The organism is Bilophila sp. T19-St14 (assembly GCF_059728385.1).
The window spans coordinates 2,587,307-2,606,967 of the sequence record NZ_BAAGFT010000001.1 but is presented as its reverse complement, the minus strand read 5'-3'; the positions used below and the strand labels follow the sequence as shown (position 1 = coordinate 2,606,967).

General features: G+C 57.8%; 32 protein-coding genes. 2 read left to right on the top strand and 30 right to left on the bottom strand.

Translation table 11 applies throughout. From position 1 onward, the window contains the following. Nucleotides 1-765 precede the first annotated feature (765 nt). From rplQ to rpsJ, 29 genes are all read right to left on the bottom strand, one after another. Nucleotides 766-1,149 carry a 50S ribosomal protein L17 gene (gene rplQ / locus AC6I1V_RS11075; RefSeq protein ID WP_302551274.1) on the bottom strand — a complete coding sequence of 128 codons (384 nt, stop codon included), beginning with the start codon at nucleotides 1,147-1,149 and terminating at the stop codon, nucleotides 766-768. Beyond that, entirely contained in the window at nucleotides 1,139-2,182 is a 1,044-nt protein-coding gene (locus AC6I1V_RS11070; protein WP_302551275.1) for a DNA-directed RNA polymerase subunit alpha, read from the bottom strand. The genes rplQ and AC6I1V_RS11070 overlap by 11 nt, the downstream gene beginning before the upstream one ends. 12 nt (nucleotides 2,183-2,194) lie before the next feature. Beyond that, a complete protein-coding gene (rpsD, locus tag AC6I1V_RS11065; protein ID WP_302551276.1) occupies nucleotides 2,195-2,821 on the bottom strand; it encodes a 30S ribosomal protein S4 in 627 nt (208 codons plus the stop codon). A gap of 24 nt (nucleotides 2,822-2,845) precedes the next feature. Then, the gene (rpsK, locus tag AC6I1V_RS11060; protein ID WP_302551277.1) at nucleotides 2,846-3,235 is read right to left on the bottom strand and encodes a 30S ribosomal protein S11; all 390 of its coding nucleotides are present in this window, start codon (nucleotides 3,233-3,235) and stop codon (nucleotides 2,846-2,848) included. Nucleotides 3,236-3,330: 95 nt separating this feature from the next. Further along, nucleotides 3,331-3,699, bottom strand: a complete 369-nt coding sequence (gene rpsM / locus AC6I1V_RS11055; protein ID WP_294512053.1) for a 30S ribosomal protein S13 — start codon at nucleotides 3,697-3,699, stop codon at nucleotides 3,331-3,333. A gap of 17 nt (nucleotides 3,700-3,716) precedes the next feature. Continuing rightward, entirely contained in the window at nucleotides 3,717-3,830 is a 114-nt protein-coding gene (gene rpmJ, locus AC6I1V_RS11050) for a 50S ribosomal protein L36 (protein ID WP_005027799.1), read from the bottom strand. 101 nt (nucleotides 3,831-3,931) lie between these two features. Then, nucleotides 3,932-4,699 carry a type I methionyl aminopeptidase gene (gene map, locus AC6I1V_RS11045; RefSeq protein WP_308770529.1) on the bottom strand — a complete coding sequence of 256 codons (768 nt, stop codon included), beginning with the start codon at nucleotides 4,697-4,699 and terminating at the stop codon, nucleotides 3,932-3,934. Between the two features lie 2 nt (nucleotides 4,700-4,701). Next, complete coding sequence (gene secY / locus AC6I1V_RS11040) at nucleotides 4,702-6,015, bottom strand: preprotein translocase subunit SecY (RefSeq protein ID WP_302551279.1); 1,314 nt, start codon at nucleotides 6,013-6,015, stop codon at nucleotides 4,702-4,704. A 7-nt stretch (nucleotides 6,016-6,022) separates the two neighbouring features. Continuing rightward, entirely contained in the window at nucleotides 6,023-6,478 is a 456-nt protein-coding gene (gene rplO, locus AC6I1V_RS11035; RefSeq protein WP_302551280.1) for a 50S ribosomal protein L15, read from the bottom strand. Continuing rightward, nucleotides 6,475-6,657 (bottom strand): 50S ribosomal protein L30, encoded by a 183-nt coding sequence (gene rpmD / locus AC6I1V_RS11030; RefSeq protein ID WP_302551281.1) that lies wholly within the window; start codon nucleotides 6,655-6,657, stop codon nucleotides 6,475-6,477. Before rpmD ends, rplO begins: the two co-directional genes overlap by 4 nt. A 4-nt stretch (nucleotides 6,658-6,661) precedes the next feature. Continuing rightward, on the bottom strand, nucleotides 6,662-7,153 hold the full coding sequence (gene rpsE / locus AC6I1V_RS11025) for a 30S ribosomal protein S5 (protein WP_302551282.1): 492 nt from the start codon (nucleotides 7,151-7,153) through the stop codon (nucleotides 6,662-6,664). A 21-nt stretch (nucleotides 7,154-7,174) separates the two neighbouring features. Beyond that, nucleotides 7,175-7,537, bottom strand: coding sequence for a 50S ribosomal protein L18 (gene rplR / locus AC6I1V_RS11020; RefSeq protein ID WP_308770528.1), 363 nt, complete (start codon nucleotides 7,535-7,537; stop codon nucleotides 7,175-7,177). 12 nt (nucleotides 7,538-7,549) lie between these two features. Further along, the gene (rplF, locus tag AC6I1V_RS11015) at nucleotides 7,550-8,092 is read right to left on the bottom strand and encodes a 50S ribosomal protein L6 (RefSeq protein WP_302551284.1); all 543 of its coding nucleotides are present in this window, start codon (nucleotides 8,090-8,092) and stop codon (nucleotides 7,550-7,552) included. Nucleotides 8,093-8,103: 11 nt separating this feature from the next. Further along, nucleotides 8,104-8,484, bottom strand: coding sequence for a 30S ribosomal protein S8 (gene rpsH / locus AC6I1V_RS11010; RefSeq protein WP_005027808.1), 381 nt, complete (start codon nucleotides 8,482-8,484; stop codon nucleotides 8,104-8,106). Nucleotides 8,485-8,512: 28 nt separating this feature from the next. Beyond that, on the bottom strand, nucleotides 8,513-8,698 hold the full coding sequence (locus AC6I1V_RS11005; RefSeq protein WP_005027809.1) for a type Z 30S ribosomal protein S14: 186 nt from the start codon (nucleotides 8,696-8,698) through the stop codon (nucleotides 8,513-8,515). 12 nt (nucleotides 8,699-8,710) lie between these two features. Continuing rightward, complete coding sequence (gene rplE, locus AC6I1V_RS11000) at nucleotides 8,711-9,250, bottom strand: 50S ribosomal protein L5 (RefSeq protein WP_302551285.1); 540 nt, start codon at nucleotides 9,248-9,250, stop codon at nucleotides 8,711-8,713. Nucleotides 9,251-9,260: 10 nt separating this feature from the next. Beyond that, the gene (rplX, locus tag AC6I1V_RS10995) at nucleotides 9,261-9,581 is read right to left on the bottom strand and encodes a 50S ribosomal protein L24 (RefSeq protein ID WP_005027811.1); all 321 of its coding nucleotides are present in this window, start codon (nucleotides 9,579-9,581) and stop codon (nucleotides 9,261-9,263) included. An 11-nt stretch (nucleotides 9,582-9,592) separates the two neighbouring features. Then, on the bottom strand, nucleotides 9,593-9,961 hold the full coding sequence (gene rplN, locus AC6I1V_RS10990) for a 50S ribosomal protein L14 (RefSeq protein WP_302551286.1): 369 nt from the start codon (nucleotides 9,959-9,961) through the stop codon (nucleotides 9,593-9,595). 10 nt (nucleotides 9,962-9,971) lie between these two features. Then, complete coding sequence (gene rpsQ, locus AC6I1V_RS10985) at nucleotides 9,972-10,238, bottom strand: 30S ribosomal protein S17 (protein ID WP_005027813.1); 267 nt, start codon at nucleotides 10,236-10,238, stop codon at nucleotides 9,972-9,974. Nucleotides 10,239-10,242: 4 nt separating this feature from the next. Next, a complete protein-coding gene (gene rpmC / locus AC6I1V_RS10980; protein ID WP_005027815.1) occupies nucleotides 10,243-10,428 on the bottom strand; it encodes a 50S ribosomal protein L29 in 186 nt (61 codons plus the stop codon). Nucleotide 10,429: 1 nt separating this feature from the next. After that, nucleotides 10,430-10,843 (bottom strand): 50S ribosomal protein L16, encoded by a 414-nt coding sequence (gene rplP / locus AC6I1V_RS10975; RefSeq protein WP_302551287.1) that lies wholly within the window; start codon nucleotides 10,841-10,843, stop codon nucleotides 10,430-10,432. After that, nucleotides 10,843-11,484, bottom strand: a complete 642-nt coding sequence (gene rpsC / locus AC6I1V_RS10970) for a 30S ribosomal protein S3 (protein ID WP_005027817.1) — start codon at nucleotides 11,482-11,484, stop codon at nucleotides 10,843-10,845. The genes rplP and rpsC overlap by 1 nt, the downstream gene beginning before the upstream one ends. Nucleotides 11,485-11,487: 3 nt before the next feature. Then, nucleotides 11,488-11,826: a 50S ribosomal protein L22 gene (gene rplV, locus AC6I1V_RS10965; protein ID WP_294512106.1), complete on the bottom strand. Its 339-nt coding sequence runs from the start codon at nucleotides 11,824-11,826 to the stop codon at nucleotides 11,488-11,490. A gap of 12 nt (nucleotides 11,827-11,838) precedes the next feature. Next, nucleotides 11,839-12,120 carry a 30S ribosomal protein S19 gene (gene rpsS, locus AC6I1V_RS10960; protein WP_005027819.1) on the bottom strand — a complete coding sequence of 94 codons (282 nt, stop codon included), beginning with the start codon at nucleotides 12,118-12,120 and terminating at the stop codon, nucleotides 11,839-11,841. An 8-nt stretch (nucleotides 12,121-12,128) separates the two neighbouring features. Further along, nucleotides 12,129-12,959 (bottom strand): 50S ribosomal protein L2, encoded by an 831-nt coding sequence (gene rplB / locus AC6I1V_RS10955; protein ID WP_005027821.1) that lies wholly within the window; start codon nucleotides 12,957-12,959, stop codon nucleotides 12,129-12,131. A 2-nt stretch (nucleotides 12,960-12,961) separates the two neighbouring features. Then, the gene (gene rplW / locus AC6I1V_RS10950; protein WP_005027822.1) at nucleotides 12,962-13,249 is read right to left on the bottom strand and encodes a 50S ribosomal protein L23; all 288 of its coding nucleotides are present in this window, start codon (nucleotides 13,247-13,249) and stop codon (nucleotides 12,962-12,964) included. A 10-nt stretch (nucleotides 13,250-13,259) separates the two neighbouring features. Further along, on the bottom strand, nucleotides 13,260-13,880 hold the full coding sequence (rplD, locus tag AC6I1V_RS10945) for a 50S ribosomal protein L4 (protein WP_302551288.1): 621 nt from the start codon (nucleotides 13,878-13,880) through the stop codon (nucleotides 13,260-13,262). Between the two features lie 15 nt (nucleotides 13,881-13,895). Further along, complete coding sequence (gene rplC / locus AC6I1V_RS10940; RefSeq protein WP_302551289.1) at nucleotides 13,896-14,525, bottom strand: 50S ribosomal protein L3; 630 nt, start codon at nucleotides 14,523-14,525, stop codon at nucleotides 13,896-13,898. Between the two features lie 11 nt (nucleotides 14,526-14,536). Further along, on the bottom strand, nucleotides 14,537-14,854 hold the full coding sequence (rpsJ, locus tag AC6I1V_RS10935; RefSeq protein WP_302982870.1) for a 30S ribosomal protein S10: 318 nt from the start codon (nucleotides 14,852-14,854) through the stop codon (nucleotides 14,537-14,539). 789 nt (nucleotides 14,855-15,643) lie between these two features. Here rpsJ and AC6I1V_RS10930 point away from each other — a divergent pair. After that, a complete protein-coding gene (locus AC6I1V_RS10930; protein ID WP_308770527.1) occupies nucleotides 15,644-16,726 on the top strand; it encodes a hemolysin family protein in 1,083 nt (360 codons plus the stop codon). 561 nt (nucleotides 16,727-17,287) lie between these two features. Here AC6I1V_RS10930 and AC6I1V_RS10925 read toward each other — a convergent pair. Beyond that, nucleotides 17,288-18,655 (bottom strand): MFS transporter, encoded by a 1,368-nt coding sequence (locus AC6I1V_RS10925; protein ID WP_302551291.1) that lies wholly within the window; start codon nucleotides 18,653-18,655, stop codon nucleotides 17,288-17,290. A gap of 483 nt (nucleotides 18,656-19,138) precedes the next feature. Here AC6I1V_RS10925 and AC6I1V_RS10920 point away from each other — a divergent pair, with 483 nt between their 5' ends. Then, the gene (locus AC6I1V_RS10920) at nucleotides 19,139-19,549 is read left to right on the top strand and encodes a cytochrome c maturation protein CcmE (protein ID WP_486853422.1); all 411 of its coding nucleotides are present in this window, start codon (nucleotides 19,139-19,141) and stop codon (nucleotides 19,547-19,549) included. The last annotated feature ends 112 nt before the right edge of the window (nucleotides 19,550-19,661 follow it).

Sequence of the window (19,661 nt, the reverse complement as noted above, 5' to 3'; positions counted from 1 at the left end):
AACAAGGATGGTAATATTGTTCAGCGCAATGTTCCCAGCGAGTTATTGCCTTTTTAAATCTGTTAAGCCATGCAAAAAGGTATTCAATTTTCCATCGTCTTTTATATCTGTGCAATACTCTCATTTCTTGCGTGGGGCTTTTTTCGTAGGGGCCTTTTTACGGTTCTTCCGATGGAATTTCAAAAAAGGAAGCATCAACGGTTTCCTAGACATAGCTTAAGGAAAAGGCTGTGCCATAAGAAAACGGCTGATGCTTTTTTCCTTGAAATTCCAAAGAAATAACCAATAAAATCCCCTAATTATGGCTCCCTCCAGCGGAAAAATTGGAGAAAAAGCATATAGTTGGGCTTTGTTATAGTATGTGGTTGTTTCTCATCTCCACAGTGCGGTGAAAAATAGAGCTTTTTTCCAGTTCTCCCCTTGAAGGGATCCACAGCTAAGGCATTTTTCCGGTTATCCCTTTGAAGTTTCAAGGAAAAAAGCATCAACCATTTCTATAACCCAGCCTATCCCACAAAAAATCCGGCGGAAGGCCGGATACTATCAGGAAAAGACAAGCTGCGAAAAGGGATTCCATAAGGTCAAAAGTCTTTGGAAGAGGGGGGCCGGGGGAGAGGGCTTTCTTCAGAAAGCTCTCTCCCCCGGTGCATCTCCTCCAAAAACCACGAAAGGCCGCCTGAAATCCAGACGGCCTTTCCATATCCTGCCTGAGAACAGCAAGAATCGGTCAAGCATTCCGCCGAAGCGGGCCGGTGTGAGCCGGACTTAGTTCTTTTCAGCCGCAGCTTCAGGCTGACGGGTGAATTCGAGGATCGCCATAGGAGCACAGTCGCCCTTACGGGGAAGCGCCAGTTTGGTGATCCGGGTGTAGCCGCCGGGGACGCCGGCGAACATGGGAGCGACCACGTCAAAAAGACGCTGCACGAGCTTGTGGTCGTTCAAGGTTTCATAAGCCAGACGGCGGGAGTGCAGATCGTTGCGAAGAGCCAAGGTGATCAGAGGTTCCACCACCCGGCGCAGTTCTTTGGCCTTCACTTCCGTCGTGCGGATCTTGCCATACGTGATCATTGCGGAAGCCATGTTGCGGAACAGAGCCTTGCGATGCGAAGGCGTTCTGCCGAGCTTTTTGCCGGAATTGCTATGCCTCATGGTGTTGTTTCCTCTTCCATTCCTGATATTTCTTCTCGAAGTTGTCGATCTTCATGCCGAAATCCAGCCCCATGCTTTCGAGCACGGCCTTGATTTCGTCAAGGGACTTCTTCCCAAAGTTCTTCGTCTTCAGCATTTCGGCTTCGGGCCGCTGCACCAGTTCGCCGACTGTGGCGATATTGGCGCTGCGCAGGCAGTTGGTCGCCCGCACGGACAGCTCCAGCTCATCGATCCCCTTAAAGAGGTTATCGTTGATGTCGGTGCTGCCGCCGCCTTCCCCTCCGCTTTCGCCGGAGATACGTTCATCGAAACTGATGAAGACCGAAATCTGATCCTTAATAATCTTGGCGCTATACGCAATAGCGTCTTCGGGAAGGACGGAACCGTCCGTCCATACTTCAAGAATCAGCTTGTCGTAGTTTGTCATCTGGCCCACGCGGGCCTGTTCCACGGTATACGCCACCTTACGCACGGGAGAGAAGCTCGCGTCCAGCTTGATAAGCCCGATCGTGTCAGGAAGACCTTCGTGCATATCAGCGGGCACATAGCCCTTACCCATGCGCACCTCGAACTCCATGCTGAGCTCCATGTCTTCGGTGAGGGTCGCGATGTGCAGTTCCGGGTTCAAGACTTCCACATTGGCGTTGGTCATGATATCCGCGGCTGTCACCGGGCCTTTCTTCGACACGGAAAGCGTCAGATGCTGGGGCTCGTCAGTCGTCATACCCAGACGAACCTGTTTGATATTCAGGATGACATCCGTAATATCTTCCAGCACTCCGGGGATGGTGGTAAACTCATGCTGCACGCCGGAGATCTTCACAGCCACGAAGGCTGCGCCCTGAAGGGACGAAAGCAGTACCCGACGCAAGGCATTGCCGATGGTGACCCCATAACCGCGTTCGAGAGGTTCGTAGGTGAACTTCCCGTACATGGTATCGTTGGGATCGCTGTCGCACACAATCTGTTCCGGCCGAACGAGTTTGGCCCAGTTGCGTGAATTGATAAGCCTGTTGCCTTGTCTGAAGAGCATGTAAGCCCCCGCTTATTTGGAGTAGAGCTCGACGATGAGGTGCTCGTTGATGGGGAACTGAATGTCGTCGCGCTGCGGCAGTGCTTTCACAATACCCTTGAAGTTGGGAGCGTCCACTTCCAGCCAGGAGGGGCAGCCGCGACGGGCCACGGCTTCCTGAGCTTCGGCGAGAACGGGGATGGTTCTGCTCTTTTCGGGAACTTCAACGCTGTCGCCAACCTTCACCTGAAGGGAAGGAATGGTGACCTTATGACCGTTCAGCGTAAAGACGCCGTGGCGAACCAACTGGCGGGCCTGAGTCCGGGAGTTGGCAAAGCCGAGGCGATACACGACGTTGTCCAGGCGGCGTTCGAGGAAGGCGAGCAGGTTCGCGCCGGTCACGCCCTTCGCCATATCGGCGCGGACGAAATAACCGTGGAACTGCTTTTCCAGAACGCCATAAACGCGACGCACCTTCTGCTTTTCACGCAGCTGGACGGCGTAGTCGCTCAGTTTTTTACGGGCGCGGCCATGCTGACCGGGCGCATAGGGGCGGCGGTCAAAGGCGCACTTGTCGGTGAAGCAACGGTCGCCCTTCAACAAGAGCTTCGTGCCTTCACGACGGCACAAACGACATTTGGCATCATTATATTTGGCCAAGGCGGTGTCCTCCTGTGAGCGCGACTAGACGCGACGCCGTTTCGGCGGGCGGCAGCCGTTGTGGGGAATGGGGGTGACGTCACGGATGAAGGCGACCTTGAAGCCGGCGGCGTTGATGGCGCGCATGGCGGCTTCACGACCGGAGCCCGGCCCCTTCACGTAGACACCCACAGTGCGCATGCCGTTGTCCTGAGCCTTGCGGGCAGCCTGTTCGGCGGCAACCTGCGCGGCAAAGGGCGTGGACTTGCGGGAACCCTTGAACCCGCTCTGTCCGGCACTCGCCCAGCTCACGGTGTTTCCGCGAGTATCGGTAAAAGTGATGATGGTATTATTGAACGAGGCCTGGATGTGAGCCACACCAAGGGGCACGTTCTTCTTTTCTCTTTTCTTGGCAACGCGTTTTGGTCTAGCCATGATTTGCTTCCGTAACCGGGCGTATCCGGTCGTATCAGTGAACGTTTCGCATAGTCAGCCCCCGAAACGGAAGCTGGTCATGCCGGAAGGTTCCTTTACTTCTTCTTACCTACAGCACCACGGCGGGGGCCCTTGCGGGTACGGGCGTTGGTGTGGGTACGCTGTCCATGAACGGGCAGGCCCTTGCGGTGACGCAGGCCACGGTAGCAGCCGATGTCCATGAGACGCTTGATGTTCATCGAAATTTCGCGGCGCAGGTCGCCTTCCACTTTATAGTTCTGTTCGAGTTCCTTACGGACTTCGTTCAGTTCTTCAGCGGTGAGATCGTCGATGCCGCGAGTCCAGTTGACGCCCGAAGCGTCAAGAATTTTCAAGGCCGTTACACGGCCGATGCCGTAGATGTAAGTCAACGCGATGTCCGCGCGCTTGCCTCTGGGCAGGTCAACACCAGCTATTCTGGCCACAGTCTTTCTCCTGAAGGCTAGCCCTGGCGCTGCTTGTGCCGGGGATTTTCGCAGATAACCCTGAGTACGCCCTTACGCCGGATGACTTTGCACTTCGGGCAAATCTTTTTTACGGATGGCCTGACTTTCATGACAAGTCTCTCCACAGGTTTCCTCGGCAGTGCAAAATACTGCCGGAACAGGAAGCCTTAGCTCTTTTTTTACATGCTGTCAATGCACGACATGGTTTTCTTCAAGGAAGGTCCAGTATCTGGGGTCCACCCGGAAGGATAGCCACACAATGCTCAAAATGGGCGGCGAGGCTCCTGTCTCGGGTCACCGCCGACCACTTGTCGTCCAGAATCTCCACTTCCGGTGTTCCCACCGTGATCATGGGCTCAATACACAGCACCATGCCGGTCTTAAGCGGCAACGCCGGTTTCGTGGTTACAACGTAGTTGGGAACTTCGGGCTTTTCGTGCAACGTCGAACCGATGCCGTGCCCAACAAAACGCCTTACCACATGGAACCCGGCACCTTCGGCGTGCTTTTGCACAGCGCCAGCGATGTCGTTGAGTTCATTACCGGATCTCGCTTCGGCCACAGCCAAGGCGAGACTTTCTTCCGTCACCCGCAGCAAGCGGGCCGCCTCAGGGGAAACCTCCCCCACGGCGAAGGTACGGGCCGCGTCCCCATAGAACCCCTCGTAGACAGTCCCCACGTCAAAGCTGACGATGTCGCCTTCTTTGAGGATGACGTCTTCGGAAGGGAACCCGTGCACGATGACTTCGTTCACCGAGCAGCACAGGCCGTACGGAAAACCGTACATGCCCTGGAACGCGGGCTTCACCTTGAATTCGCGACACATCTTTTGGACGATTTCTTCAAAGTACATGGTCGGGAGGCCGGGGCGAACCTGCCTGCCCAACTCGTCCAAAATCATCGCGACCATTCTGTTCGCTTCGCGCAGAAGGCCTATTTCCCTCTCGTTTTTGAGGAAAACGCCGCGGTACTTCTTCACGATCAGCTCCGCCCCTTCATTCGGGTCTTGCCCATCAGCCCTTCATACTGGCGCGAGATGAGATGGGACTCGATCTGCGACATGAAGTCCATTGCGACACCCACAAGGATGAGGATGCTTGTGCCGCCGAAATAGAACGGCACGTTGAACTCCGCAATGAGGAGCATGGGAAGCACTGAAATAACCGAGATATACACGCCGCCCCAAAGGGTCAGGCGAGACAGGACAGCGTCCAGATATTCCTGCGTCTTCTCACCGGGACGGATGCCGGGGATGAAGCCGCCGGCCTTCTTCAGGTTCTCGGCGACATCCTTCGGATCAAAGATGATGGCCGTATAGAAGAAGCAGAAGAAGAAAATCAGGGCGATGAAGATCACATTATACAGGATGGAAGAAGGCGTAAACCACGAAGCCGCCGTTTTCAGCCAATCCGCGATGTCGAAGTTCGCCATCGTGGCCGGGAACAGCAACAAGCTCGACGCGAAAATGGGCGGGATAACCCCGGCCGTATTCACGCGCAGCGGCAAGTGCGTGGACTGCCCGCCGTACATCTTCCGCCCGACCTGGCGCTTGGCGTACTGGATGGGAATACGCCGCTGGGCGCGTTCCATGAAGACGACGCCGACGAGCACCGCAACCATCAAGATCACGAGGGCAAGGGCGATGAACAGGCTCATGTCGCCCAGCTTGATGAGCTGGAAGGACTTCACCAACGCACCGGGAATGCCCACAACGATACCTGAGAAGATGATCAGGGAAATACCGTTGCCAATGCCCTTTTCCGTAATCTGTTCGCCGAGCCACATGATGAGCACGGTGCCAGCGGTCAGGGTCAGCATGGTCATGATGCGGAAAGTCCAGCCCGGTTCGAGGACGACGGGAAGCCCGCCGGGGCTGTACATGGTTTCGAGGCCCACGGCAATGCCGAAGCCCTGAATGATGGTGATAAGAACCGTGCTGTAGCGCGTGTACTGGGTGATTTTACGGCGACCTGCCGCACCCTCTTCCTTGGCCATGCGCTTCAGCTCGGGGCTGACCACCTGCAGGAGTTGAAGGATGATTGAGGCCGAAATGTACGGCATGATGCCGAGGGCGAACACGGAAACATTCCGCAGGCCGCCGCCGGAGAACATGTCGAACAGACCAAACAGGGTGCCTGCCACGCTTTCAAAGAAGTGGGCGAGGGCCCCCCCGTCGACGCCCGGAACCGGGATATGCACCCCGATCCGGTACGCGCAGAGAAGGCCCAGCGTCCAGAGCAGCTTTGTACGCAGTTCAGGCGAACGGGCAAGGTTATCCGCACCACCAAGAGCCACGAGTCACCTACCCTTTCACTTCCAGTTCTTTGACTTCACCGCCAGCGGCGCGGATCTTCTCCGCAGCGGACTGGCTGAACTTGTGCGCTTCCACCTTGATGGCGGCGGAAACGTCCCCTTCGCCCAGGATTTTCACCGGAGCGCCGAAGGGGCAGAGGCCGCGATCATAGATGTCATCAAGGGAGATTTCGCTTTTGCCTTCAAAGGCGGCCACGAGGCGAGCGAGGTTGATCACTTCGTATTCGACCTTGAAGAGGTAGTTCTTGAAACCACGCTTGGGCAGGCGGCGCTGAAGGGGCATCTGGCCGCCTTCAAAGCCGGGACGGACGCCGCCGCCGGAGCGGGCGTTCTGGCCCTTGTTACCCTTGCCGGACGTACATCCCAAGCCGGAACCGGAACCGCGGCCCACGCGCTTGCGGGACTTGCGATCTTCCGCGAAGGGATAGAGTTCGTTCAGATTCATGCTTTGGCAACCTCAACAACCAGGTGGGACACCTTGGCGATCATGCCGCGGACGGCAGGGTTATCCGGAAAGGTCTTAACCATTTCGCGGCGGCGCAGCCCGAGCGCGTCCAGAACCTTCTTCTGGTTGGGCGTGCAGCCGATGCGGCTCTTAACGACTTTAATCGTAATTTCAGACATGGCGCTACTTCCTGGGGGCTTCCAGTTTCATGCCGCGGATTTCGCTCACGGCTTCCGCGCTGCGCAGGGCAGCGAGGCCGGCCATGGTGGCCCGCAGCACGTTGTGGGGGTTGTTGGTCCCGATGGCCTTCGCAAGCACATCGTTCACCCCGGCCGCTTCCATGACAGCGCGCACGGCGCCACCGGCGATGATGCCGGTACCGCGGGAGGCGGGCTTGAGCATGACGCGGCCAGCGCCGAACTCGCCAAGGATTTCATAGGGGAGGGTCCCTTCGATCAGGGGCACCTTCACCATGTTCTTGCGAGCGTGTTCCGTAGCCTTGCGCAGGGCTTCAGGGACTTCCTGAGCCTTGCCGAGGCCGAATCCTACGTTCCCGTTACCGTCGCCAACGACCATCAGGGCGCTGAAGCTGAAGCGACGACCGCCTTTCACGACTTTGGCAACCCGGTTCAGGGAGACGATCTTCTCGATGAAACCCAGTTCATTCTGTTCCATGACAGTGCTATCCTCTCCGGGTTAGAACTCGAGGCCGCCTTCGCGGGCGCCATCGGCCACGGCCTTGATCTTGCCGTGGTAGAGATATCCGTTACGGTCGAAGACCACCTTTTCGATGCTCTTCTCCTTGGCCAGACGGGCAATTTCCTTACCCACCGCTTCAGCGCCGGCCTTGTTGCAGCCGACCTTTTCCCCGCCCTTGGAGAGAGCCAAGGTGGAGGTAGCGGCAAGCGTGGCGCCGGTGAGGTCGTCCACGACCTGCGCATACATATGCAGGTTGGAGCGGAAGATCACCAGGCGAGGCCGTTCGGCCGTACCGGAAATCTTTTTGCGGATGCGGATCTTTCTGCGCTGTCTGGCTTCATTCTTGGTCATAGTGCTCATAGCGCGCCCCGATTATTTACCCTTGCCGCCGGACTTGCCGGCCTTGCGCAGGATGGTTTCGGTTTCGTACTTGATGCCCTTGCCCTTATAGGGTTCAGGCTTGCGGATGCGGCGAATGCGAGCGGCCATTTCGCCCACGAGGACCTTGTCAGCGCCCATGATGGTGAGCTTCTGACCTTCGGCCTTCGCGGACAGTCCAGCAGGCAGTTCCACGAGAACAGGGTGGGAGAAGCCCACCTGAAGTTCAATCACATTACCTTTCACAGCGACGCGGTAACCGACGCCGATGACTTCGAGGGTCTTGGAGAACCCTTTGGTCACGCCCTCGATGCAGTTGGCAAGGAGGGTGCGGCGCAGGCCGTGCTGAGCGCGGGCTTCGCGCGTTTCGGCCTTGCGGGTCAGCGTGACGTGGCCGTCGGCCACTTCATAGGAAAGAAGGTCGCACACCGGGGTGGTGAGCGCAGCCTTCGCTCCCTTTACTTCAACGACATCAGCCCCGACCTTCACCTCGACACCGGAGGGAATGGCGATGGGCAGTTTTCCGATTCTCGACATGCTACACCCGCCTACCAGATTTCACACAAAAGTTCGCCGCCCACCTTCATCTGGTGAGCCTTGTCGCCAGCGAGCACCCCGTGCGAAGTGGACAGGATGCAGATGCCGAGGCCGTTCTGCACGCGGGGGATTTCGTGGGCGCCCACATACACCCGGCGGCCGGGCTTGCTCATCCGCTTCAGGCCTTCAATGGCGGGTTTGCCCTTGAAGTACTTCAACTGGATGTTGATGTTGCGGTCTTCCACGGTTACGTCATCGACGTACCCTTCCTGCTTGAGGATGGCAGCAATGGCTTCCTTCATCTTCGAGCTCGGCACACTCACTTCCTTGTGCAGGGCCAAGTGCGCGTTGCGGATACGCGTCAGCATATCTGCAATAGGATCAGTCATCATCGAATGGTCTCCTTATACCCTTTCACGGTTACCAGCTGGACTTGCGAACGCCGGGAAGATCCCCGCGGAGGGCCATATTGCGGAAGCAGATACGGCACAGTCCAAACTTACGCATGTAAGCGTGGGGTCTGCCGCAGATGGGGCAGCGGTTGTAGGCGCGGCTGGAAAACTTGGGTTTCCGGGCGGCCTTTACTTCAAGAGAAGTACGCGACACTATCCTAACTCCTTACTTTCTGAAAGGCATGCCCAGCTGTTCGAGCAGGAACTTGCCTTCCTTGTCCGTGGTGGCGGTGGTCACGATGGTAATATTCATGCCCTTCGGGTTTTCGATGCGGTCGGCTTCCATTTCAGGGAAGATCGCATGTTCCTTGATCCCGAGGGTGAAGTTGCCACGGCCGTCGAAGCCACGATCCGGGATGCCGCGGAAGTCGCGCACGCGGGGCAGGGCGAAGTTCATGAGCTTGTCCAGGAAGTCCCACATACGTTCCTTGCGGAGCGTCACGCGGCAACCGATGGGCATGCCTTCACGCAGCTTGAACGCGGCGATGGACTTCTTGGCGCGGGTCATCACGGCCTTCTGCCCGGCGATGGCGGACAGTTCGTTCATGGCCTCTTCCATCAGCTTGTTGTTCTGGCTGGCAGAACCGAGGCCGATGTTCAGCGAAATTTTGACAATCCCGGGAATCTGCATGGGAGAGCTGTACGCAAACTCCTTCTGCAATACCGGGACCACTTTCTCGCGGTACACGTTTTCAAGACGGGTCATGGTGGTTCACCTACAGCGTTTCGTTGCACTTCTTGCAGAAGCGGATTTTCTTGCCGTCCTCCGCGTAGCGGTAGCCCACGCGGGTGGGAGCGGCGCAGGCGGGGCACACGACCATGAGGTTGGAGACGTGGATGGGCATTTCCTTGTCCACGATCCCGCCGGGCTCGCGCCGATAGGGGTTGGGCTTCACATGGCGCTTGGCCACGTTGACCTTTTCCACCACAACAGAGTCATGCTTGTGAAGGACCTTCAAGACCTTGCCGATCTTGCCCTGATCCTTGCCGGCGATGACCATAACTTTGTCATCCTTGCGGATACGAAACTGTTTCATGGCAATGACTCCTACAGAACCTCAGGCGCGAGGGACACGATCTTCATGAAGTTCTTGGCACGCAGTTCACGGGCCACGGGTCCGAAGATGCGGGTACCCACGGGTTCGCCCTGCTTGGAAAGCAGCACGGCGGCATTGGAGTCAAACTTGATGTAGGAACCGTCAATGCGGCGCACTTCTTTCGCGGTGCGCACGATTACGGCCTGCATCACGTCGCCCTTCTTCACCTTGCTGTGGGGGATGGCTTCCTTGACGGCAACCATGATGATATCGCCCACGGTGGCGTAACGCCGATGAGAGCCGCCCAGCACCTTGATGCAGGCCACTTTCTTGGCGCCGGAGTTATCGGCAACCTGAAGCGTGGATTCAACCTGGATCATGACGTAACTCCTACACGGCCTTTTCGAGGATGGTCACCAGATGCCAGCGCTTGTTGCGGCTCATGGGACGGAATTCCACGATTTTCACTTTATCACCGATGCCGCATTCGTTCATGGGATCATGAGCGGTAAACTTCTTGCGGCGACGCACGAACTTCTTCAGGAGCGGATGCTTCACCAGGGTCTCAACGCGAACGACGATGGTCTTGTCGTTCTTGTCGCTGACCACGGTACCGATAAGCATGCGGCCCTTGCGGTTTTCCATGGCTTGAGACATGGTGCTATTCCTTTTCCTTCAGGACGGTCAGAATCCGCGCGATGTTCTTCCGGGCGGCGGGAATGGACGAGGTCTTTTCCAGCTGAGCGGTCGTATGTTGGAAGCGCAGATTAAAAAGTTCCTGCCGCTGTTCGGCGAGTTTGGCCTTGAGCTCTTCCACGCCGAGTTCTTTCAGTTCTTTTGCTTTCATACTACAGACCCTCTCTCACCACAATCACTGTCTTGACCGGCAGCTTGTGCGCGGCGCGGGTGAGGGCTTCCTTGGCCAGCTCGATGCTGACGCCCTTGATTTCGTACAGGATGCGGCCGGGCTTGACCGGAGCGCACCAGCCCACCGGGGCGCCCTTACCGGAACCCTGACGGGTTTCGAGAGGCTTCGCGGTGATCGGATGGTCGGGGAACACGCGGATCCACACTTTCCCGCCGCGCTTGATGTGGCGCATCATGGCGATACGGGCGGCTTCAATCTGCTGGTTGGTCAGCTTTCCGTGCTCCACAGTCTTCAAACCGATATCGCCGAAGGCGATGGTGGCACCGCGGAGGGCGGGACCACGCAGGCGGCCTTTCTGCCACTTGCGGAATTTAACTCTTTTGGGAGCGAGCATTACCTTTCAACCTCTTTGTCAAGGATTTCACCTTTGTAGATCCACGCCTTGACGCCGATGATGCCGTACGTGGTACGCGCTTCGGCGAAGCCGTAATCGATGTCGGCACGCAGGGTCTGCAACGGCACGCGGCCGTCGCGGTACCATTCGGTACGGGCGATTTCCGCACCGGCGAGACGGCCGGAGCAGGTCACCTTGATGCCTTCGGCACCAAACTTGCGGGCCATCGTCACCGTGCGCTTCATGGCGCGACGGAAAGCGACGCGGCGTTCGAGCTGCTGGGCGATGTTTTCGGCCACCAGCTGGGAATCCACTTCAGGACGGCGGATTTCGTTCACTTCAAGAGAGAACTCGCGTCCGAACTTGGCGCGCAAGTCATTGCGAAGCTTTTCAATTTCCACACCTTTGCGGCCGATGACGATGCCGGGGCGGGCGGTGGAAAGGATGAGGCGGATCTTGCCCCCGGCGCGTTCGATCTCGATCTTGGAGATGCCGGCGCTGTAGAGGAGCTTCTTCACATACTTGCGGACTTCGTGGTCTTCATACACAAAGGCAGGGTAGTCTTTCTTGCTGAACCAGCGGGACTGCCAGTTCTTGTTATACCCAAGCCGGAATCCGTACGGATGAACTTTCTGACCCATGACTTATTCCTGCCCTTCTGCGAGTATCACGGTAATGTGACTGGTACGCTTGTGGATGTTGGTGGCGCGGCCCTGGGCGCGCGGCATGAACCGCTTCCAGGTGGGGCCTTCGTTCACCAGAATTTCCTTAACGACCAGAGCATCCACGTCCATGCTGGCGTTGTGTTCCGCGTTGGCGAGGGCCGAACGGACCACACCGAGAATAACGCCGGCGGGCTTGTTAGGCGTGAAGCGCAGCAGGTTCATGGCAGCCTCGACAGGCATACCCTTCACGTTGCGGGCGACCAGCCTGGTCTTGCGCGGAGCAACGCGCACGAATTTGGCAGTAGCTTTCGATTCCATGATTGGCACCCGTTATTTCTTGGCCTTGGTCTTCTTGTCGGCGGCATGGCCGTGGAAGGTGCGCGTCGGCGCGAATTCCCCAAGCTTGTGTCCCACCATGTTTTCGGTGACGAAAACGGGCAGGAACTTCTTGCCGTTGTGCACGGCGAAGGTGATCCCCACCATTTCGGGCAGGACGGTGGACCGGCGCGACCAGGTCTTCACCACACGGCGGTCGTTGGTTTCGACGGCCGTTTCCACCTTTTTCATCAGATGGTCGTCCACAAAGGGACCTTTTTTCAGTGATCTGGGCATAACAGCTCCTACTTCTGGCCGCGGCGCTTAACGATGAGACGCGACGAGGGCTTCTTCTTATCGCGGGTCTTGTAGCCCTTGGTGGGCATACCCCACGGGGAAACGGGGTGACGGCCGCCGGAGCTTCTGCCTTCACCACCGCCGAGCGGATGGTCGACCGGGTTCATGGCCACGCCGCGAACCTTGGGACGACGACCGAGCCAGCGATTACGGCCAGCCTTGCCCAGGGAGATGTTCTCATGCTGGATGTTGCCGACCTGGCCGATGGTGGCGAGGCAGGTGGCCAGCACCTTGCGGACTTCACCGGAGGGCATACGCAACAGGGCGTACTTGCCTTCCTTGGCCACGAGCTGGGCATAGGTGCCAGCGGCGCGGCAGAACTGACCGCCGCGACCGGGGTTCAGTTCGATATTGTGCAGCACCGTGCCCACAGGGATGCGGGCCATGGGAAGCGCGTTGCCGGGCTTGATGTCGGCCTTTTCGCCGGACACGATCACGTCGCCCTGCTTCACGCCCAAGGGTGCAAGGATATAGCGTTTTTCACCGTCGGCATAGTGCAGCAGCGCGATGCGGGCGGTACGGTTCGGGTCGTACTCGATATGGGCGACGGTGGCCGGGATATCGAGCTTGTTGCGCTTGAAGTCGATGATGCGATACAGGCGCTTCACGCCACCGCCGCGGCGGCGGCTGGTGACACGACCATGGTTGTTACGACCAGCCTTTTTCGTGAGACCTTCCGTAAGGGATTTCTCAGGCGTGGTTCTGGTGATTTCCTCAAAGTCGGAAACCGTCTGGAAGCGACGGCCCGCCGAGGTGGGTTTCAGCTTGCGCACAGCCATGTTTACACTCCCTCAAAGAACTCGATCTTTTCACCGGACGCGAGGGTCACATAGGCCTTGCGCCATCCGGGGACGCGGCTTACCTTGCGGTTCCGCACGCGTTCCGTGGGCTTACGGGTAACCACGTTCACGTCAGTCACTTTCACATTGAAGGCGGTTTCCACGGCCTTCTTGATCTCAATCTTGTTGGCGTCGGGGTGGACGAAGAAAGCAACCTGATTCGCGCCGTCGCGCAGGAAGGTCGCCTTTTCGGTCACCACGGGCCGCAAGAGAATCTGCGTATGATCCATGGCCAACCTCTTATTTCAGCCGCGTTTCAACGGGTTCCACGGCGCCTTCCAGAAGCACGAGCTGCTTGTGCTTCAGGATCTCGTACACACTGAGCTGATCCGGGGTGGTCAGGGTGATGCCGGGCAGGTTCCGGGAAGAAAGCACAAGATTGCGCGATTCTTCGGGAGCGATGATGAGAGCCTTGGAAAGGCCCAGATTGCCTGCGATCTTGGCGAACACCTTGGTCTTCGCTTCGGGCAGGTCAAAGCCCTTGACCACGAGCAGGTTTTCACCGGCGAGGCGCGAAGAGAGCGCCATGCGCAGGGCCAGCTTGCGGATCTTCTTGTTCACCTTAAAATCGTACTTGCGGGGCTGGGGTCCGAAGAGGATCGCGCCGCCACGCCACACGGGGGAACGGTTGGAACCGGCGCGGGCGCGGCCGGTGCCCTTCTGGCGCCACGGCTTCACGCCGCCGCCGGAAACCATCGCCCGGGTCTTGGTCGAGTGAGTGCCCGCACGCTTGGCAGCGAGCTGAGCCCGCACCACGAGGTGGAGAATCTCCGGCCTCACAGCGACCTCGAACACTTCGGGAGCCAGGGTGAGTTCGCCCTGTTCCGTCTTGTCCTGATCGTATACTTTCACGACAGCCATTGTTTCTCTCCCTACCTACTGCTTACGCACCAGAACGAGGCCGTTTTTGGGGCCGGGCACGGAACCGCGGATGAGGATGACGTTGTCTTCCGCCCGCACGTCCACGATTTCAAGGCCCTGCACGGTAACCTGTTCGGCACCCCAGTGGCCCGCCATTTTTCTGCCCTTGAACACGTGACCGGGGAAGGTGTTGTTACCGATGGAACCACCGGAACGATGCACCTTTTCACAACCGTGCGTGTCCTTGGAGCCCTTGAAGTTCCAGCGGCGCATGACGCCCTGGTACCCCTTACCGAGGCTCGTACCAGTTACTTTAATCTTGTCGCCGGCGGCGAACACGTCCGCGGTCAGCACGGCGCCCACTTCATAAGTGGCCGGGCCGTCGAGGCGGATTTCGCGGACCTTGCGGTAAAGAGCCGTTCCGGCTTTGGCAAAGTGACCCTTCATAGGCTTGGTCACATGCTTTTCCTTGGCTTCTTCGAAGGCGATCTGCAAAGCGTCGTAGCCGTCGTTTTCAGCGGTCTTGACCTGGGTGACAGGGCAAGGGCCAGCCTGAACAACCGTCACGGCCACGGCAGAACCGTCTCCAGCGAAGATGCGGGTCATGCCAAGCTTGCGACCCAGAATTCCCATTTTCTCAGCCATGACATTCCTCGCTAAAGCTTGATTTCCACATCCACACCCGCAGGCAGGCTGAGCTTGCCGAGGGCGTCCACGGTCTGCTGCGTGGGTTCCAGGATGTCCATAAGCCGCTTATGGATCCGCATTTCAAACTGTTCACGGGACTTCTTGTTCACATGCACAGAGCGGTTCACGGTGAATTTATTGATATTGGTGGGCAGAGGAATTGGCCCTGCCACGCCCGCGCCCGTATTCCGAGCCGTATCGACGATTTCCGCCACAGCCTTGTCAAGGATGCGGTAATCGTAAGCCTTGAGCTTGATGCGGATACGATCACTGCTCACTGTCGTCATTGCGTCTACTCCGTTATCTGGCAACAATTGTCCGGTATCGTTCATAAAGAGCAACGAAACGAACCGAACCTCCACACAGCAGCCGACCTTTGAAAAGGCCGGTTCCAAAGCGTATGTACGTGAACGCTTCGGCCAACCCTGGCAAAGACCAGACGGCGGCTATGGGGTCGCCACGAACCTTTTGGTTACGTGCAGACTTCAATTATGTACGCGGGAGATTGGGACGAGGAGGGACGGCCATTCCGGCGTCACTCCGATGCTCTCCATTTCCATAATGAAGTCAACCCATGTTTCGCCAGCCTGGCCTGTATTGGATGAACATCCAATAAGACAGGTAGTCCCGCAGGGTCACCTAAGGGCTCTCGCCCCTTAACAAGACCTTTACAGCTGGGATCCGTGAGGGATTCCCGCAGCTCTAACGGCTCTTGACATCCTTTCGGCAATCAGTGACGCCTGCAAATGTCAAAGTCGGCCTGACGACCGACATAGCAGGATGGACAGTGCATCCACCCTTCCCTGCCGCACAGGGATGACCCACATCAAGTGGGGAAACGCATATCTATACAAAGAAGTCTGGAGCGTCAAGGGTTTTCTTGCCCGTTTCAGCCGCTTCTCCGTTTTTTTCTCTTTTCGGAAAACATTTCGGAACGGTTCCCGCGCCCCGGACCGTGCGTTCCGCCGCCCCTTCCGCCGAACAAGGGCATTGCTTTCCGCCCCCGTCAAGGCTACACTTCCATAAGCCATATCCCTTTCAACCGCGCGGGCCGGTGGCCCGGCAAGGTCCCGCTCATGATCACTCTGCTGCTCACCGTCTTTCTCGTGGTGCTGATTTCCGCGATCTGCTCCATGACCGAAGCGGCCCTCTACTCCGTCCCCTGGACCTATATCGAAAACCTGCGCAAGCAGGGGGCCACTACGGGCGAGATACTCTACCAGCTCCGTTCCCACATTGATCAGCCCATCGCCGCCGTCCTCACGCTCAATACGGTGGCGAACACGGCCGGGGCCGCCATAGCGGGCGCCGTCGCCGCCAACGTGCTCGGCGCGGACAGCACGGCATTGTTCGCGGCGGGGCTGACCGTCCTCATCCTTGCGTTCGGTGAAATCCTCCCCAAGACGCTCGGCGTGGCCCATGCCTGCGGCGTTGCCGGCTGCATGGCCCGGCCGCTCCAGCTCATGGTCATCGTCTTCAAGCCGTTCATCTGGTTTTCGAGCATGTTGACGCGCCTCGTGGCCCCGCCCCAAAGCGGCCCCTCCGCCACTGAGGACGACATCCGGGCGATCACCAGCCTCTCCCGCCAGACCGGCCGCATCCAGCAGTACGAGGAAAACGCCATCAGGAACATCCTCTCGCTGGATGTCAAACATGTGCGCGAGATCATGACCCCGCGCACGATGGTTTTTTCCCTCCAGGAAAGCGTTTCGATCAAGGAAGCCTACAACCACCCCCAGATCTGGCACTACAGCCGTATCCCCGTCTATGGCGACGACAACGAGGACATCGTCGGCATCGTGCTCCGCAAGGACATCGGGCGCTATGTTTCTCAGGGGCAGGGTGAAAAGACGCTGTTTGAAATCATGCAGCCCGTCCGCTTCGTCCTTGAAAACCAGACGGTGGACAAGCTGCTTTTGGAATTTCTGGAGTCGCGGCTCCATCTTTTCATCGTGCTGGACGAATATGGGGGATTGGCGGGCGTGGTATCCCTCGAAGACGTGCTTGAAGAGATGCTTGGCCGGGAGATTGTCGACGAGACCGATGCCGTCGCCGATCTGCGCGAAGCCGCACGCCAGCGCCGCAGTGCCCTGGCGCAGGCCCGCAGCCAGCAGAACGCCGCGCTCAAGGCCGCCCGCGCTGAGGCCGCGAAGGAGTAGTGGGGAGAAAATCGGGGGAGGACGCTTTTTGAAAAAAGCGCCCTCCCCCGAACCCCCTCCCGCAAAAACTTCGACTGGTGGGGAGGCTGTACGGCAGGAGTTCTTTTGTATGGAGAAAAGGCGCCGTCTTCGAGGCGAAGCCCAAACCGATGCAGGAATTCCGTTGTATAGAAAAAAAGTGGTTGCCTCATTGCAGGCTGAATGGCTTGAAAGGTGGATTCTGTATCTTTTTATGGATAGTGCTCGAAGCAAGAAAAGCCCCCGGCAATATTCCGGGGGCTTTTCTTGTGTCCTGAGAATGGCCGGTGAACGGCTTTCTAAAGGCCCCTTTTCGGGGCGGGCCCGCATACTGCGGACAGGCCTTCCCCTTAGGGAGAAAACGGAGAACGGATGCTGCGGGGATCCCCTCCCGCGCCGTCGCTGCTCCGTATGCCTTTTTATTTGAGAGGGAGCGGCTGGCCGCCCCATTTTTTAAGAAAGGGTGGAGTTCGGGGAGGGGAGGAGAACAACCTTCCTCAGAAGGATCTCCCTCCCCGATTCCATACCCATTTCCCTGCCCTGCTAGGCGGATTCGCCTTCCATAAGCGGTTCCGAAACGGGGGATTCATCCTCAACGGAAGAGGCAGGAGGAAAGCCCTTTCTGTTGAGGTGACGGATCCACAGGGTGCAGGCCGCGCTGATGATGCCAGCGGAGCCCAGATAGGCGCAGAGATACCAAGGCTCGCCGCCATCCCAAGCCACGAGCATGGTCGCCACCATCGGCGTCAGGCCCGCGGCGAAAATGCCTGAGAACTGATAGACGAAGGAAATGGCGGAATAGCGGACGGAGGGATCGAAGCTGTCGGAGAAAAGGCTCGACATGGTCCCGAACACGGCGGCGTACACCACGCCGAACGGCAGGGCCAGAGCGAGGCAGACGTAAAGATAGTTGTCGGAATAATTATGGAACACCCAGAAAGCCGGGAAACCAAGGATGCCGAGCAGCAGGGCGCAAAAACCGAACACGCGGGCCTTGCCGATACGGTCGGCGACATAGCCCCAGAAGGGGATGAAGAAAGACATGACCACAGAGGCGATCATGACCACCGCGAGCGCGGAGGAACGCTCAAGCCCGCGGGTCTGGGTCAGGTAGCTCAAGGAGAACACCGCAAAAGTGTTGAAGGCCACGCCGTCGATGAGACGGGCACCCATACAGGCCACCATCATCTTGGGGTAACGCTTGAAGGCGTCGAGCAGGGGGTACTTCACTTCCGGCATCTTGGCCTTGGCTTCCGAGAAGTCCTTGGTTTCATGCACGGAGGAACGGATATAGGAACCGACGAACAGCAGCCCGGCGCTCATAATGAATGCGATGCGCCACCCCCAACTGATGAAGGATTCGTTGGAAAGCACCGCGGAGAAAAAGCCGATGACGCCGGAAGCCAGCAGCAGGCCGAGGGAAAGCCCTATCTGCGGCAGGCTGGCATAAAAAGCGCGCTTGTGCGCGGGAGCCGACTCGAAAGACATCAGCACGGCGCCGCCCCATTCGCCGCCGAGTCCGAGGCCTTGCGCAACACGGCACAAAATGAGCAGGATCGGAGCCCAAATCCCGATGCTGGCATAGGAAGGGATACACCCGATGGCTACGGTTCCCGTCCCCATGATCATCAGGGTAAGCACCAACACCTTTTTGCGGCCGATTTTGTCGCCGAAATGCCCAAACACGAGGCCGCCCAAAGGCCGGGCCACAAAACCCACCGCGAAGGTGGCGAATGCCAGCATGGTTCCGATACGGTCGTCAAATTCGGGGAAATAAAGATGATTGAAGATAAGCCCCGCGACAACGCCGTACAGGAAGAAGTCATACCACTCTATAACGGCCCCTACGAGTGAGGAAACGACGACGCGGCGAAGGTTTTTATCGTGTTCAATCTGTTCTGTGGTTTTCATGAATGCTCCTTGGGATGCTTTGGTGTTGCCCCTGTTTGTTGTCCCTAAAGAGCACAATCTGTGCCATCATTTTAGTGTATTCCCTCGCCTTCATTCGTTTTCCGTCCATTTTTGAGTTTTTTTCTCCTGTGCCGGAAATGGATTACCGCACGTACCGAAAGCGCCGATACTGCTTGCGCAAAAAAGGTATTGTTCTAAATTTGCATCATTTGTTCTACAAAAAAAAGGTATATTGATGAATAAATGCATCAAATGGGAGATTAGATTTTAAGAAACGCTCCTGATAGGTGTTTTTATGCATCATCATGAAATATCCGGGAAAACGCCCTTCATGTGCTGAAAAAAACAAGCGCTGCGGCGGAAAAAAGGCTGAAAAATCAACAGGCGGGAAGGCGTGTTGAAGCCGGAAGTGATTTGACTTTTGCCCTCCCCGCTGGTATTCGGCACGATGGAAGTGAGGAGGAAAGCATAACAGGAACCACCATGGCAAAAAAATCCGGCAAGAACGTCTATCTCGTAGCGCTTCTCCTGTTTTTGGGAGGCGTCGGCTATCTTGCGTATTCCGGCTTTTCCGAAAACAGCGTCTATTTCCTCAATGTCTCCGAAGCGCTTGCCACCCCCTCCGATAAGCTGAAGGCCGCCCGCCTCTTCGGCACCGTTGCCGAGGACGGGCTTTCGCGCTCCGAAACCGGCCGAGACGTCAGGTTCCGGCTGGAAGATCAGGAGAACAAGGCTACTACGCTGTGGGTTGAGTACACGGGCGCCATCCCGGACACCTTCAAGGTCGGTGCGGAAGTCATTGTGGAAGGGGGGCTCCGGCCTGACGGTTCGTTTCAGGCCAAAACGCTCATGACCAAGTGCCCTTCCAAGTATCAAAAGGAAAACAGAGGCTGAACGCCGCCCTGCCCCGAATCTTCGGCCGGCCTGCCGCCCAGCGCGGCGGGCCCCGTGTGATGCGGGCGGAGCGGCTTTTTGTATGTACCGGAGCCGTAACCGCGGCCCACTC

Bases quoted from the DNA above. Each gene is read 5' to 3' on its own strand.
- rplQ (WP_302551274.1), bottom strand. From the start codon at position 1,149: ATGAGGCATAGCAATTCCGGCAAAAAGCTCGGCAGAACGCCTTCGCAT.
- AC6I1V_RS11070 (WP_302551275.1), bottom strand. From the start codon at position 2,182: ATGCTCTTCAGACAAGGCAACAGGCTTATCAATTCACGCAACTGGGCC.
- rpsK (WP_302551277.1), bottom strand. From the start codon at position 3,235: ATGGCTAGACCAAAACGCGTTGCCAAGAAAAGAGAAAAGAAGAACGTG.
- rpmJ (WP_005027799.1), bottom strand. From the start codon at position 3,830: ATGAAAGTCAGGCCATCCGTAAAAAAGATTTGCCCGAAGTGCAAAGTC.
- rplO (WP_302551280.1), bottom strand. From the start codon at position 6,478: ATGAATCTGAACGAACTCTATCCCTTCGCGGAAGATCGCAAGTCCCGC.
- rpmD (WP_302551281.1), bottom strand. From the start codon at position 6,657: ATGTCTGAAATTACGATTAAAGTCGTTAAGAGCCGCATCGGCTGCACG.
- rpsE (WP_302551282.1), bottom strand. From the start codon at position 7,153: ATGGAACAGAATGAACTGGGTTTCATCGAGAAGATCGTCTCCCTGAAC.
- rplR (WP_308770528.1), bottom strand. From the start codon at position 7,537: ATGAGCACTATGACCAAGAATGAAGCCAGACAGCGCAGAAAGATCCGC.
- rplF (WP_302551284.1), bottom strand. From the start codon at position 8,092: ATGTCGAGAATCGGAAAACTGCCCATCGCCATTCCCTCCGGTGTCGAG.
- rpsH (WP_005027808.1), bottom strand. From the start codon at position 8,484: ATGATGACTGATCCTATTGCAGATATGCTGACGCGTATCCGCAACGCG.
- rplE (WP_302551285.1), bottom strand. From the start codon at position 9,250: ATGACCCGTCTTGAAAACGTGTACCGCGAGAAAGTGGTCCCGGTATTG.
- rplX (WP_005027811.1), bottom strand. From the start codon at position 9,581: ATGAAACAGTTTCGTATCCGCAAGGATGACAAAGTTATGGTCATCGCC.
- rplN (WP_302551286.1), bottom strand. From the start codon at position 9,961: ATGATCCAGGTTGAATCCACGCTTCAGGTTGCCGATAACTCCGGCGCC.
- rpsQ (WP_005027813.1), bottom strand. From the start codon at position 10,238: ATGTCTCAAGCCATGGAAAACCGCAAGGGCCGCATGCTTATCGGTACC.
- rpmC (WP_005027815.1), bottom strand. From the start codon at position 10,428: ATGAAAGCAAAAGAACTGAAAGAACTCGGCGTGGAAGAGCTCAAGGCC.
- rplP (WP_302551287.1), bottom strand. From the start codon at position 10,843: ATGCTCGCTCCCAAAAGAGTTAAATTCCGCAAGTGGCAGAAAGGCCGC.
- rpsC (WP_005027817.1), bottom strand. From the start codon at position 11,484: ATGGGTCAGAAAGTTCATCCGTACGGATTCCGGCTTGGGTATAACAAG.
- rplV (WP_294512106.1), bottom strand. From the start codon at position 11,826: ATGGAATCGAAAGCTACTGCCAAATTCGTGCGCGTTGCTCCGCGCAAG.
- rpsS (WP_005027819.1), bottom strand. From the start codon at position 12,120: ATGCCCAGATCACTGAAAAAAGGTCCCTTTGTGGACGACCATCTGATG.
- rplB (WP_005027821.1), bottom strand. From the start codon at position 12,959: ATGGCTGTGCGCAAGCTGAAACCCACCTCGGCGGGCCGTCGCTTCCAG.
- rplW (WP_005027822.1), bottom strand. From the start codon at position 13,249: ATGGATCATACGCAGATTCTCTTGCGGCCCGTGGTGACCGAAAAGGCG.
- rplD (WP_302551288.1), bottom strand. From the start codon at position 13,880: ATGGCTGTCGTGAAAGTATACGATCAGGACAAGACGGAACAGGGCGAA.
- rplC (WP_302551289.1), bottom strand. From the start codon at position 14,525: ATGGCTGAGAAAATGGGAATTCTGGGTCGCAAGCTTGGCATGACCCGC.
- rpsJ (WP_302982870.1), bottom strand. From the start codon at position 14,854: ATGACGACAGTGAGCAGTGATCGTATCCGCATCAAGCTCAAGGCTTAC.
- AC6I1V_RS10930 (WP_308770527.1), top strand. From the start codon at position 15,644: ATGATCACTCTGCTGCTCACCGTCTTTCTCGTGGTGCTGATTTCCGCG.
- AC6I1V_RS10925 (WP_302551291.1), bottom strand. From the start codon at position 18,655: ATGAAAACCACAGAACAGATTGAACACGATAAAAACCTTCGCCGCGTC.
- AC6I1V_RS10920 (WP_486853422.1), top strand. From the start codon at position 19,139: ATGGCAAAAAAATCCGGCAAGAACGTCTATCTCGTAGCGCTTCTCCTG.